This is a genomic window from Paenibacillus sp. AGC31, assembly GCF_057334655.1.
The window spans coordinates 43721-57559 of sequence record NZ_JBHFJH010000005.1 but is presented as its reverse complement, the minus strand read 5'-3'; the positions used below and the strand labels follow the sequence as shown (position 1 = coordinate 57559).

The 13839-nt window shown below is 45.0% G+C and carries 14 protein-coding genes; 5 read left to right on the top strand and 9 right to left on the bottom strand.

What is annotated here, in order from left to right; all coding sequences use genetic code 11:
- Positions 1-92: 92 nt before the first annotated feature.
- Positions 93-665 carry a hypothetical protein gene (locus tag ACE04G_RS04055; RefSeq protein WP_339306229.1) on the bottom strand — a complete coding sequence of 191 codons (573 nt, stop codon included), beginning with the start codon at positions 663-665 and terminating at the stop codon, positions 93-95.
- 177 nt (positions 666-842) lie between these two features.
- Positions 843-1220: a LysM peptidoglycan-binding domain-containing protein gene (locus ACE04G_RS04050; protein WP_449003638.1), complete on the bottom strand. Its 378-nt coding sequence runs from the start codon at positions 1218-1220 to the stop codon at positions 843-845.
- Positions 1221-1523: 303 nt separating this feature from the next.
- Between ACE04G_RS04050 and ACE04G_RS04045 the strand changes: the two genes are divergently transcribed.
- The 3 genes from ACE04G_RS04045 to ACE04G_RS04035 all read left to right on the top strand — a co-directional run bounded on the left by ACE04G_RS04045 (position 1524) and on the right by ACE04G_RS04035 (position 4004).
- On the top strand, positions 1524-2576 hold the full coding sequence (locus ACE04G_RS04045; RefSeq protein ID WP_339180647.1) for a bifunctional transcriptional activator/DNA repair enzyme AdaA: 1053 nt from the start codon (positions 1524-1526) through the stop codon (positions 2574-2576).
- Positions 2577-2661: 85 nt separating this feature from the next.
- Complete coding sequence (locus ACE04G_RS04040) at positions 2662-3435, top strand: isocitrate lyase/PEP mutase family protein (RefSeq protein ID WP_449003637.1); 774 nt, start codon at positions 2662-2664, stop codon at positions 3433-3435.
- 50 nt (positions 3436-3485) lie between these two features.
- A complete protein-coding gene (locus ACE04G_RS04035) occupies positions 3486-4004 on the top strand; it encodes a hypothetical protein (protein WP_237178005.1) in 519 nt (172 codons plus the stop codon).
- 167 nt (positions 4005-4171) lie between these two features.
- Here the strand turns inward: ACE04G_RS04035 and ACE04G_RS04030 are convergent, their stop codons facing one another.
- The 7 genes from ACE04G_RS04030 to ACE04G_RS04000 all read right to left on the bottom strand — a co-directional run bounded on the left by ACE04G_RS04030 (position 4172) and on the right by ACE04G_RS04000 (position 10240).
- The gene (locus ACE04G_RS04030; RefSeq protein ID WP_449003636.1) at positions 4172-4870 is read right to left on the bottom strand and encodes a hypothetical protein; all 699 of its coding nucleotides are present in this window, start codon (positions 4868-4870) and stop codon (positions 4172-4174) included.
- Positions 4867-5742, bottom strand: coding sequence for an ATP-binding cassette domain-containing protein (locus ACE04G_RS04025; RefSeq protein WP_449003635.1), 876 nt, complete (start codon positions 5740-5742; stop codon positions 4867-4869). Before ACE04G_RS04025 ends, ACE04G_RS04030 begins: the two co-directional genes overlap by 4 nt.
- Positions 5739-6119, bottom strand: coding sequence for a GntR family transcriptional regulator (locus ACE04G_RS04020; protein WP_036611682.1), 381 nt, complete (start codon positions 6117-6119; stop codon positions 5739-5741). Before ACE04G_RS04020 ends, ACE04G_RS04025 begins: the two co-directional genes overlap by 4 nt.
- 99 nt (positions 6120-6218) lie before the next feature.
- On the bottom strand, positions 6219-6389 hold the full coding sequence (locus tag ACE04G_RS04015) for an aspartyl-phosphate phosphatase Spo0E family protein (protein ID WP_017691550.1): 171 nt from the start codon (positions 6387-6389) through the stop codon (positions 6219-6221).
- 239 nt (positions 6390-6628) lie between these two features.
- Positions 6629-8011, bottom strand: coding sequence for a transcriptional regulator (locus ACE04G_RS04010; protein WP_237178008.1), 1383 nt, complete (start codon positions 8009-8011; stop codon positions 6629-6631).
- 273 nt (positions 8012-8284) lie between these two features.
- Complete coding sequence (locus tag ACE04G_RS04005; protein WP_076213731.1) at positions 8285-9202, bottom strand: aldo/keto reductase; 918 nt, start codon at positions 9200-9202, stop codon at positions 8285-8287.
- 147 nt (positions 9203-9349) lie between these two features.
- Positions 9350-10240, bottom strand: coding sequence for a diacylglycerol/lipid kinase family protein (locus ACE04G_RS04000; RefSeq protein WP_449003709.1), 891 nt, complete (start codon positions 10238-10240; stop codon positions 9350-9352).
- 381 nt (positions 10241-10621) lie between these two features.
- On the opposite strand from ACE04G_RS04000, the gene ACE04G_RS03995 reads away from it, so the two are divergent.
- Both ACE04G_RS03995 and ACE04G_RS03990 read left to right on the top strand, forming a co-directional pair.
- Positions 10622-12139 (top strand): leucine-rich repeat domain-containing protein, encoded by a 1518-nt coding sequence (locus ACE04G_RS03995; RefSeq protein ID WP_449003634.1) that lies wholly within the window; start codon positions 10622-10624, stop codon positions 12137-12139.
- A 272-nt stretch (positions 12140-12411) separates the two neighbouring features.
- A complete protein-coding gene (locus ACE04G_RS03990) occupies positions 12412-13752 on the top strand; it encodes a glycoside hydrolase family 30 protein (protein WP_221820077.1) in 1341 nt (446 codons plus the stop codon).
- The last annotated feature ends 87 nt before the right edge of the window (positions 13753-13839 follow it).

The window sequence follows — 13839 nt, the reverse complement described above, 5'->3', positions numbered from 1 at the left end:
CGAGCTTGTAATTATGTATGTCAAAAAAAGCAGCCCAAGTGGCTGCTTTTCCTGTTCAACAGGCTCCAGTCGGAGCCTTCATGATGTGCCTGCTACTTCAACGTAATTTCTTTTTCGGACATGATTTCGTTCCCCTCATCATTTGTGAAGACAAATGTGGCTTTGCCCCGCTCACCCTTCATCTCATCCGAATAGATAAAGCCGGAGAATTGTCCATTGCCGCTAAAGTAGAACCCCTCTTCACCATTTCCACCATGTTCAATGGCTTCCTGTAGTGAATTCACAATCGTCACCGTGTTAGACGTCCATCGCATCTCCGTTAGTGTATACCCTTTCGGAACCTGCTTGAATCCAAAATCAAAGCTGTTACCCTCACTCGGTTTCTCCGACTGGTCAATGACGATATCAATCTGCTCAGACGGTTCAGTGGATTCCGATTGAGCCGTAGGCTTGCCCTCATCACCACTGGCACTACCTTGATCATTGTTATTCTTCGCATCCGCATTCGGAACAGAGTTTTCCCCAGCTTCCTCTACGGGTTGCTTCGATTGCGGATAGGCGTGCTCCTGAACCGATTCTCCACTAGTGCCACAGGCAGTGACTAATAACGAAATACATAGCACAGACATGCAAAGTGCAGATTTCTTTATATTTATTTTCATCATCTAATTCTCCCTTCATCTATCTACAGCACGTATATCCAACATACTACTTACTAATCACTACACCATATCGTCCCACATGAAGCTCCATTATATGTAAATGATTAATAAATTCAGTATGTAACTGCACCTCGATGAGTAAAAAAAGAACTCTGTTCATGACGTCATGCACTGTTTAATTTATCGATCAAACCCAGGCAAGACCAACACTTGTCCAATCTGGATGGCATTATGCTCGATTTTGTTCACTTTCTTGATTGCTTCTACATACACACGAGTGTCCATCTGCTGAGGTTTATATGCCAATGAAATGCCCCACAGTGTATCTCCCTGAGATACAATGATCTGGTCACCCGATAATAATTGCTCATCCCCGGCAAATGCAGTGAATACAGCACTACACCCTATGATTATAATTAGAGTTATAGTGACGATCTTCATTAGCCAAGATGGCGCCTTCACACGCTGCATGAATTGATCTTTAACATACACGGTGCGAGACTCGGACGTTTTGGTATAAACGGACTCATAAATACTTTTGTACGTAGAATATCTCATTCTAGTCGACCTCCAGACTTTCATTCCGCTAATCTTTAATTCATGTTTACCTATGTATTTTTCCTATAACAATGAATGATCAATAATTCACTTTTTCACTGTATAGGTATCTTTGCCTAAGTATCCCTACCCTGATAGGTCTATACTACCAGTTCACTCTAAACAAATTCTGAACAACCGAAATTCAATGTTATATCCGATTTAATCTATCCAATATTCATGCCTGATTTTCGGCGATGCTTGCTGTAACGTTTTTCTATAATAGGTTATAGATAAAGATTCTAATGAGTAAGGACGTGCCCCATGATTTCTGCTGATCTAAAGGAACAATATTACGAGGCGCTTGTGGCCAAGGATTCGGAATACGAGGGTTTATTCTATGTTGGGGTCCGAACCACGGGTGTGTTCTGTCGTCCCACATGCCCGGCGCGAAAGCCAAAATTCGAAAACTGCGAATTCTATGAGACGGCTCAGCAGGCACTTCTGGCCTCTTATCGCCCTTGCCAGCGCTGTCGTCCGCTCTCTCACCCTAACCAAGTATCCGATGTCGTTCGCATATTAGTGGAAGCTGTGGAGAAAAATCCGGAGAAACGCTGGAAAGAACAGGATTTCAAGGCCCTCTCCATCGACGAATCCACTGCTCGCCGACAATTCAAGAAGCGGTTCGGCATGACCTTTGTAGAATATGCTCGCGCTCGCCGCATGGGACTTGCCCTGAAAAATATTCGCTCCGGACGCACCGTGATTGATAGCCAATTATCTACCGGATATGAATCAAGCAGCGGCTTCCGCGATGCCTTTTCACGGATCATGGGTGCTGCCCCTACACAAGTCGATGAAGGACATATCCTAAAAGCGTCCTGGATTGACACCCGCCTCGGCCCGATGATGGCTATTGCTGATGAGGAGTCGCTATATTTACTGGAATTTGTGGACCGCAGAGGTCTGGAACGCGAAGTTGAGCGTCTGCGCAAACGAACCAAATCAGCGATTGTACCCGGCTCTACACCTCCCATCCAGTCCATTGAGCGTGAACTAAACGAGTACTTTCAAGGTATTCGGACAGCATTCGACACACCGTTGTTCTGTTTAGGAACACCATTCCAAAAGCGTGTGTGGGACGAGTTGCTGGCCATTCCGGCTGGTGAAACGAGGTCTTATCAGGAGATTGCAAATGCACTGGGGAAACCGACTGCTTGCCGAGCTGTGGCACAGGCGAATGGAGCCAATCAGCTTGCGATTGTGATTCCATGCCACCGTGTAATCAATGCCAGTGGTGAGCTGGGCGGATACGGCGGGGGATTAACTCGCAAAAACTGGCTTTTGACTCACGAGAAACAAAAACAGGGTAGCTGAAAAACAGAATGAAGTAATGAATTAATGAAGTACGCATCAAATGTCCAAAGAAATGCATGATATAACAAAGGAGAGTCAACATAATATGAGTACCTTAGAAGAAAAAGCAGCGTTGTTCCAACAATACCATGTGAAAGGAAAACCACTTGTTCTGGTCAATGTGTGGGATGCCGGAAGTGCACAAGCCATTCAATCCGCTGGAGCAACGGCCATTGCAACCGGAAGCTGGTCCGTTGCTGCGGCCCATGGTGAACGCGATGGTGAAGCCATGCCATTCCATCTGGTGCTTGCCAATCTCGCACGGATTACAGCAAGCGTGGATCTGCCTGTAACGATCGATATAGAGGGAGGGTATGGGAGGTTTGTGTCAGAAGTGAAGCGAAATATCCTGCAAGTCATCGATCATGGTGCTGTAGGAATCAACATGGAAGATCAACTTCCCGCTGGCTTGGGATTGTACACCGTGGAGGAGCAATGCCCGAGATTGTCCGCCGCCCGGGAAGCTGCGGAGCAGGCAGGCATACCGTTGTTCATTAACGCTCGCACAGATATTTTTCTGCAACATGAACCTGAACACCATAACCACTCTCTCCTGGAGGAAGCACTTATACGTTCGAGCCATTATGCAGATGCAGGAGCCAGTGGTCTGTTTGTACCCGGTTTGCAGGATCACCAACTGATTCAGGAATTGTGTGAGCGTTCACCGCTGCCAATTAACGTCATGGTTACGTCTCCTGAGCCTTCACCAAAACAGCTTGCCACACTGGGTGTAGCACGTGTAAGCTATGGGCCTTATCCCTATCTGCAAGTTATGGAACACCTGAAAGAACTGGCGAGAAACATTTTATCGGGAAATTAACAGGAGGGCATGTTATAATCACCTCTATTGAACATTTACAGGAGGCAATTATGCTTAACGTGGAACAAAAGCTTGAAGTGTTACAATCGTATCCCCAACTGCAACGCAAAGATGTTTCTCTCGGTCGAGTTAATTTCCACTACGAGGATAGTGCGTATGATAAAAAAATTGTTGCTCTCCATATTCACCCTAACGGAAACGGTTATATCTATGCAGGACTACTGCCTAACTATGAGACCGATGCTAAAGGATTCGTCAATATTCGTGATTACTCCGAAACAGATCTGCGCACATTGTTAGATCAAACGATCCAAGCGATGTCTCACAATCCCAACGCAGCTGAATTCCAAGAGCCAGAACAAGTAAAAGCTGCTGCTCCTGCATTGTCTACAACCTCTACGGGTGGCGGAACGTGGATCGATGAAGATGGACATACGCTGACTTTAAAATACGAAGATGACATGTGGTATGTATATTCCGGTGATAACCTGGATATGGCTTTTGAAACGCGTAGCGAAGCCGGCGAGTACCTCAAAGACGAAGGATTCAAACCGCAGGCTCAGGCTTAACTCATACACATTTCAGTTTGGAATTCCGCACAAAGATTGTTGAATAGGTATATTCAGTGATTTAATATGATACAAAAAAACACGAGGCGTGTTCGCACTCGTGTTTTTCATATTTACAGGAAGTTTCGCTTAGATTCCTTGCCCAGTTCCTTTATAACTGTTTCCTGTCAGTCTTTTTTGGATTTCATGATAAGCGGCGCATTCTTCATCATCGGGTACGTAGAGAGTAGTAGTGCACCACCAATGAATCCCAGAACGGTGAACAATGTCATGCGATTGATCCCAGCAATCCACAACATAAACTCACCAAGATCGCCCAATGTAATTATCAGCGTAATGACCAAGCCTACCCCAAAGAACATAATGAAGAAGTTACGCATCCCTAAGCGCATCCAACAAACCGTTGGGAAAACAGAGATTCCCAGTACGAGAAAGCCGCACATCAGATCGATCCACAGGTAGGATAAGAAATGATACTCGTTTGAATACAACATGCCTGGTTGATAAAGGGTTACGTCAACAATTCCTTTTCCCTGAAGCAGGTGTATGAGGAAATACGCCACATGCAGAATGATCATGGTGCCTGCAACCATCCATACCGAGTTCATATAGAAGGATTTCATGAATTGAATTCGTGTACTGCCCATACCAATCGCAACCGGAAACAGTGTTATAATTCCCCCGATTGCAAACGTACATATCCCTCCGTACATGGGACCAAACAGTTGCGTAGTATACGAGACATCAAATATGAAGCCAATGGCCAGATATACAACGGCGAGCATTAGAGCGATGGATGAAAATATGCCCAGATACAAACGCATATCATCGCGAATCAGTCGGTTTGTACCTTTTACTGCGTTCATGGTTTAACCCCCTCTTGATTACGGGTTCTGTTAACCAAATAATCTTGTAATGTCGCTTTCTCAATGGAAAGCCCCTGTGAATGAGCGATATCCTTCCACATTTTCGAGTAGGGCTCATCAATCATCACTTTCACAGTCGATCCCATCTGGGAAGACTCTATAACTTTAACACCTGTTGTAACTCGGTTAATATCATCAATTCCCCCTGTTAGAAGAACTCCTTTTTCGCGCATCTCTTCCATCGATTGATTTAACAACACCTCTCCGGCTTGCAAAACGATAAGGGACTCACATAAAGGCTGAATCTCCTCAATATGATGGCTGGATATGAGAATCAGACGCGGGTTATCTTCATAACTTTCCAGTAGCGCATTGTAGAAGAATTTACGCTTCTCAGCATCGAGTCCATTGGTAGGTTCATCCAGAATGGTTATCTTTGCATTACTGGCAAGACCCAATATAATCTGGGCAGCAGTCTTCATGCCTTTCGAAAATTTAATGATCTTTTTCTTCGCCGGTAGTTCGAACACATCGATTAAACGTTCCGCCAACTCCTGATTCCACTGCGGATGAAAAAATTGTCCCATTTGAACCATATCACTAACTGTCCAGTTTTTCCCCAGGGGATGATTCTCCTGGATGTAGCACAGATGCTCTTGGGCGGCCAGATTATTATAGGGGTCTTGACCCATGATCTGAACGGTTCCACTGTCCGGGCGGTTATGCCCTGCAAGTAAACTCATCAGTGTTGTTTTCCCCGCTCCATTTCTTCCCCAGATCGCACTAATGATTGGCTCACTCTCATGTAGCGTAACCTGATTCAGAACGGGCGTCTTCTGGTAGCTGTAGTTGACCTGCTCCATATGAATCATAACTCACTCTCCTTATCCTTCTTGCCGCGAATCAGATCAATGATCATGTCTTCATTCATGTGAATCCGTCTGGCTTCTTCAAGTAAAGGCTTGATGTATTCTTCATAAAAATCTTGCTTCCGTTCAACGAGCAATGCTTCTCTTGCTCCCTTTGCAACAAACATTCCAACACCTCGCTGTTTGTATATAATCCCCTTGTCCACGAGTTCCTGCAGTCCTTTGCGGGCTGTAGCCGGATTGATATTGTAGAAGCGTGACAGTTCATTGGTTGAGGGAACCTGTTCTTCCACCTTCAATCTGCCTTCCACAATATCGTCCATAATCATCGTGGCAATCTGATGAAAAATAGGCTGAGATTCATCCAAAGTCGATTTCATGTGCTTCCAACTTTCATACGTATTCATTAGTCAGTTAGTCGGTTAGTTACTCATGTAACTAACTATAGTATACAAAGACGTAAATGTAAATAGGCGAACTTAATTCATCGCTTTTCCTACCTTAGCTCTGTTGTATTGATTAATAAGCCCGTCCAGGACTACGGATTGCTGGATCACTTCCGGATGAAGCAAACTGCCGTATTCCATATGCATGCGATATAACAACTGTCTGGCATCTTCGATCCGTGATATCAAATCCAGGCGATCCATAGTATCCCTCCTTTTTGTCATATTTTAGTGTATTATGCCAATCAAAAGCGCATGTGAGATACGACATACTTATTCTTCCACTTTGACACACAAAAAAAGAACGCTTCTGAATAAATCAGAAGCGTTCTTCACTTTATTAAGTTCCAAATCCATGATCAGCGGGTCTCATAATTTCGGGGTTCGGGATTTCCTTGCCTGGGACAGGTTCCGTAGCAGGGGCTACGATGAATACAACGATACTACAGGTAGCTATCAGCAAAGCCAACTTTCTCTTCATTGAGTTTCTGCACCTCACTAATTATCATTTTGTATTGCTGTTTCGCCGTCTCAGATGCAAATTCCCGGTATTGCTCAAACAGTCCGACACCTCTAAGCATACCTCGTCCACTACTAATTTCAATAGAAAATTTTAAACTATCCAGCACAAATTCTATACCTAAATGATACTCGTCTTTCTTAAGATAATATGCGCCCAAGTCTGCTAAAAGTCGTAAATATCGATCATCCGTAACTTGTCTGCTTACTTTACCAATTCGGTTACTCTGTTCCTGATAAGTGAAGTAGGATTCATACTGTTTGAGTACATGATCAATATCCTTATCATAGCGATTAGCCGCCGTTACAATATCACAAAGCGCTGGGAATATCTCATTTTCCTTCGTCGAGATATACGCCAGGTAATCTGGTAATACCTCAAACTGTCCACCCATTAAATGATATATATATCGATTAGCTTCAGCCCATTCTTGAAATTGATTCATAACGATGATTTCATCTTTATCCGGGTTCCTCACCCAGCGATTATCCGAATATAAAGAAACATATTTAAGTGCCCCAGTGTAGTCCTTCAAATGATAACAGGCACTTCCTGCAGCTAGATCGGAGTATAGAATATAGAAAACAATTGGTCTTTTTGTCTCTTCTTGTTTCCTTCGGCCATTCATCTCATAATGGATGGACGCTTTTATTTTCAATTTTTCAGATAACTCCTGAACCTTGTCCCATCTATGCAATGCTCCAAAAGCATTAATCAGTTCGTTAAGCGCATCCAACTGGTAGCGTTCATCCAGCCGATCCACATAATATTCGAACCGAGATGCGATAATCAGATTCCGGTGCTGATCATTGGTCAGTCCCAACCGGAACAGTCGATACTGACAGAGCGCAAGCCGCTCGGAATGTTGCATTTTCTCGCTTTCAGCAATGTTCTCATATAGAAGAATGGCCGGTTTGAATTTACCCGCTTGGTAGAATTCTTCAGCCACATCAAATAACAAAGGAATATAAGATAGATTATCCATCATCAGACGAATAACCTCTTCAATACAGTCCAACTTGTCCAACTCGGCACAGCGATGAAGGAAGGGTCCCAGTCTTCGCCAGTCTGGGGTCGCGTGTACAAAACACTCATCTATGTATAACTCATAGAAGTAACCTTCTTCCAGTCTCATGGCGGAAGTAATGCGATCCAGCTGCTGCATCGCAATAGGCCGATTTTTATTCAAAATATTGCTGAGCGTACCCGAATTAATCCCTGACGTTTCCGAAAAATGACTAATGGACATCTGTTCACGCTTCAGATAACTTTCCAAGTGATCGCGTATCGTGGTTGTCGACTCCAAACGAACACCACCCTCCAAAATAAAAAACATAAACGGGATTATCGGTATGCAAAAGTAATTATATGTAATTAGAAAGTATCGGTCAATATAATAATTTCAACTAATTTGTATTAAAACCATTTTAATCCTTTTTTTAAAAGGGACAATCCTATCCTTATTTTATATCGGAAAGGCACCTGGCATCAAACCTGAAAATAGGCAAAAAACACGAGCCAGCCACGGGCTCGTGTTCTCAACTGACTCAGCAGTCAGCATACTCACTATAACTTGAATTTAAGGCAGTATATTACCTGCCGCACGGTAAATTTCATACCACTCTGGACGAGTAAGATGAACATCTCCTGCTTTTACACAGTCTTGCAGACGTTCAATATTCATCGTGCCTGTCACAGGTTGCATCTGCGCAGGGTGACGAAGCAACCATGCGATTGCAATCGTTGTATTGCTCACATCATACTTCGCAGCAATCTCGTCGATCTTTGCATTCAATTCCGGGAACTTGTCGCTACCCAGGAAAACACCTTCGAAGAATCCGTACTGGAACGGAGACCAAGGTTGAATGGTGATATCATGCAGACGACAATAATCCAAGATACTGCCGTCACGGTTAACCGCAGCGTCGTTCTCCATGTTCACATTGATGCCACTGTCAATCATCGTCGTATTGGTAATACTCATCTGCAACTGATTGGCTACCAGTGGCTGTTTCACGTATTTTTTCAACAATTCGATCTGGTTCGGATTCTGGTTGGATACCCCGAAGTGACGCACTTTACCTTCGCGCTCCAGTTGATCAAAGGCTTCAGCCACTTCCTCTGGCTCAACCAATGCATCTGGACGGTGCAGCAGCAGAACGTCAAGATATTCCGTTTTCAGACGTTGCAGGATGCCATCGACTGAATTCAGGATGTGCTCTTTGGAGAAATCAAACATGCCTTTGCGGATACCACATTTGGATTGAAGAATCATATTTTCACGAACTTGGGGATTCATCTGTACCGCTTCGGCGAAGATCTCCTCACATGTTCCTGTGCCATAAATGTCGGCATGGTCAAAGAAATTCGCACCAACCTCCATTGCAGAACGAACAAAATGTTCGGCTTCCTTACCGTCTAGTGAATTAATCCGCATGCAGCCCACCGCGACTACAGGTACTTCTAGTGCACTGCTGCCCAATTTAATCGTTCTCAAGATGTTTTCCCTCCATATTCGAATATTATCGTGTATCTTACTTTTGATTGTGACATATATCTGCAATCGGTTTCAATAGATTTATCCTACTTTCATATGGAGAAATGATAGGTTCTTCATTCCAGCCTATAGTTCCAAAAGAATAAGTTATACTTCTTCCGGTATGATAACCTCAATATGCCTTGGCAGGACACGGATATGAATCGGCAGGGCAGGACCTTCTTCCCCATCTACATTGGTGCGAATGGCTTCGTCTGAGCGAACATGAACTTCTTTGGCTGTAAAATAGTCCACGTCCTTATGGTCTTTCAGACTGCCAAATAAAAGGGAAGTGCCAAGGGTCAGACTGTTGAACACACTGATATTACGAACAACAAAACAATGTATCAAACCATCGTCCACCTCTGCATCCGGAGACAACTTCTCGAATCCTCCAACCGAGTTGGTCAGCGCCGCCAGGAAAAGTGGCGATTCCCCCTCCCAGATCTGTCCGTCATATTCGATGGTTAGATGATTGGCTGGTGTATTCACCAGGTCTTTCAAGCCTTCTTTGAGATATGCGAATGATCCCAACTTCGACTTCTCTTCTGAAGATACGGAGAACAAAGCTTCTGCCAAAGAACCCGCAGCCACAACGTTGGCAAACAGGCGATCATTGATTTTCCCCAGATCCACGATATGGGTCTGATTCGAACGTAACTGCCTAATGGCTTCTCCCGGGTCAAGCGAGATATTCAGCGCACGCGCAAAATCATTCACCGTACCTAGCGGTATAACGCCTAATCGGGGACGATGATCCTGATCCATCATGCCGTTAATCGTCTCATGCAGTGTACCGTCGCCTCCAATCGAGATGACCAGATCACAGCCATCTTTGCAGGCGCTCAGACAGTAGTTGGTGGCATCACCTTCCCCGGCCGTCTCATTAACAACCACCTCATACTGCTGTGACTCCAGAATTTCTCTGACTTGGGACACATACTGCTCGGCCTCTTCCTTACCAGACGATGGATTACTAATGATCATGGCTTGGCGCATACTCACATCTTCCCCTCCAAAATGGCATCTTTACTTCATCATTACCCGTTTCAAGGGTGGGTTGAATAGGGTCTGTGGGAGATGTTCTATTTTTTTTGATAAACATGTCTCTGAAGAGTGCAGAGCAGGGTTTGTTTCATATAGAATAGAAGTAGAGAAATACCCATTACGAAATTTCTTGTTCCTTTTCCCTGTTGACGGGTTAATAACTATAGATGTGCTTTGAGCCGAACCTGCATATGTTAAACTATTCAATTCACACTGAGCACTCCCGTGGGCAGAACAACCTTCCGGTTGCTGTTATCGTGTAAATACTATACTTAATTAACTCAATCTGTTCGGATTATTTTATAATTCTAAAAATCGGAGGGAATGCATGCAATGAGAAGAATGACGCTATTACTTCTAGTATTCATCCTGAGTCTCGGGGCATCGGGGCAAGCCATGGCTTACACAACCACGAACTTGGGCGAGGGAATCATTGAAGATCCTGCTTTGGAGGACGGACTGAAACTAATCCTGAACAAACCTCTGGATGTGCCCTTAACTTCAACGGATCTGGAGCAGCTTGAAGTGGTGGATCTGAGCAATGCAGGTATTCACAGCCTGTCCGGTCTCGAATATGCAACCAACCTGACACACCTCCGATTATATGGGAATGAGATTGAGGATCTCACACCGCTGGAGCACCTAACCCAGCTTCGCGAGATCGATGTTCGCAATAATTACATTACATCCATAGACGCACTTACTGAATTGAAAGACTTGGGACGGCTGTATATCAGCAATAATTCCATTTCTTCTATAGAGGTTGTACGTGGGTTCAACCGATTACATACGTTCCACGCCAGCGGTAACCAGATTGCCAGTCTTGCGGCCCTCTCGGATGCGGATGCACTGAAGTGGCTTGAGATTTCGAACAATACCATTAGCGATCTGACACCGCTCATGGGTAAAACCCGGCTCCAACAACTCAACATAGCTAACAACCAGGTTCAGACGCTGGACGTACTGGCTGAATTGCCAAATACACTGCGGAATCTGAATGTGGCAGGCAACCAAATCACGGATCTGACACCACTGGCGCACATGACACGCCTTCGGACACTTGATATCTCTGGTAACCAAGTACAGCACCTCAAAGGGCTTGAGGGACTGACTGGGCTGACGGAGTTGAATGCAGAATCCAATCAGATTTATGATCTGGAACCTTTACGGCAGCTTTCCAGCCTGGACGTATTAAAATTATCCAACAACCGGGTGTGGGATCTCACACCGATTGCAGGTTTTACGTTTACCCGTGATCAGTCAGCGACAAATGTTATACAGGATATCTCGGCGTCTACCTCGTTATCCTCGGGTATTCAAACGTCTGTCTCAGAGGTTGTGCCTGCCGGACTCACAGTGCAGAATAATTATCTGGATGTTGTGAGTGGTAGTCATACGATGCAGCTTCTGAACCAGATGAATGTGCGGGAGCAGAAACGAACGCCGCAGGGCAGCTTCCAACGTCTGATTGAAGGGTCCACCACTGCCTATGTCGGGGATCGTGCTTATGCACTGGATGCTGCACCTTTTATCGATGAAGGGCGCACCTATGTGCCTCTGCGTTTTGTCTCGGAGCAGTTAAACGCCCGTGTGAACTGGAACAACGGTACGCGCGAAGCCGTGATCACACAGCATGATAAGACCATCCGCTGGAGCGTGGGTAACAAACAAGTTGCCGTGAATGATACGCTTGCGATCAATGATGCTCCTCTTCTGATGAAAAATGGTAAAGCTTTTGTACCTGTACGCTTCATTTCAGAGCAATTCAATACCTCTGTTGGTTACATCGGAAGCAGCAAAACGATTCTGATTTTTGAAAATAAACAGCTTGGTGAAAGTGTACAGCCTTAAGAGAATTTGAGAAACATAGCGCAAGTCCCCGTCTGAACAATCAGTGGGGATTTTCGCTGTGTTGTGTTATGACATTGGATAATGGTATATGGACATCGCCGATCACAAGCAAACACACTATACCATCTGTCTGTGCGGATACGAACTCATGATGCTTCATCTTGGATTAGGGTAAATTTCACACGGTTTAGCATATCTTCTTTTGCCGTGGGAGTTGTTATACTGAACGTAATATATATGACAACTGAGGTTCAAGCGAGGAGGAAATTCACATGACATTCACGCTCACTGGTTATTCCACAACCCAAGACAGCCCGTGGAGAGAGCTATCTTTTGTGCCGACTAATGAAAGCGCTAACTTAAAACTGACGGGTGAACAGCACCAACTTGTGGAAGGGTTTGGCGGATGTTTCAACGAGCTTGGTTATATGGCTCTGTCCCACTTAAATGAGGAGCAGCGCCATGAGGTATTTCACTCTCTCTTCCATCCGGAGGGTGAGCACAAGTTTAACATCTGTCGCCTGCCCATCGGCGCAAGTGATTATGCAGAACAGTGGTACAGCCACAATGAGGTGGACGGCGACGTGGCCATGGAACATTTTTCGATCAATCGTGATTTCAAATATCTGATTCCTTACATCAAGGAAGCTCTGACTTATAACCCGAACCTGCAATTCTTCGCTTCGCCATGGAGTCCGCCAACGTGGATGAAGTCGCCGAAAGCCTATAACTATGGGACACTGCGCTGGGAGAAAGATATTCTGGAGGCCTACGCTCTGTATTTTGTAAAATTTGTACAGGCCTACCGTGAAGCAGGCATTACGATCCATCAGGTGCATGTGCAGAACGAAGTGATTGCAGATCAGAAATTCCCTTCTTGCATGTGGACAGGCGAGCAGCTTCGTGAGTTTATCGCCGATTATCTGGGCCCGGCTTTTGACCAACACGGTCTGGATACGGAAATCTGGCTCGGAACGATCAATGCCCCTGATCCATGGGAAGAATTGATCAAGAAAAAAACAAACGACTTCGATGAGTATGCCGGGCTTGTCCTGAGTGATCCAAAGGCCTATTCCTATATCAAAGGTGTTGGGTATCAATGGGCAGGCAAAAATGCCATTCAACGTACCTCGGCCAGTTATCCGGAGCTGCGTTATATGCAGACCGAGAACGAATGCGGTGATGGCAACAACTCATGGAACTATGCCAAATATGTATATAACCTCTACCAGCACTACTTCAGCAATGGAGTGAACGCGTACATCTACTGGAACATGGTTCTGGAACCCAAAGGCCGCAGCACATGGGGCTGGGAGCAGAACTCCATGATTACGATAGATCCCGACAATAAGGAGGTTACTCGGAACCCTGAGTATTATGTGATGAAACACTTCGCTCATCATATTGTTCCTGGTGCTCGAAGAGTCGGCTTGTCTGGCGCCTGGAGCGGTAAATCCGTTGCTTTCCGCAACCCGGATAACAGTCTCATCATTGTCATTAATAATCCATTCCAAGACCGTCGAAATCTGTATCTGACCATCGAGGAAGGACAGACCCTACACATGGAGCTGGAAGCCGATTCATTCAACAGCATGGTTATTCATCCGAAATAACTAATCCAACACATCGTTAAAAACGCGGACATCAATAGCGTTGAGCTCAGGAATTCCTTGAGCCGGCGCTATTTTTCATGGACCAGA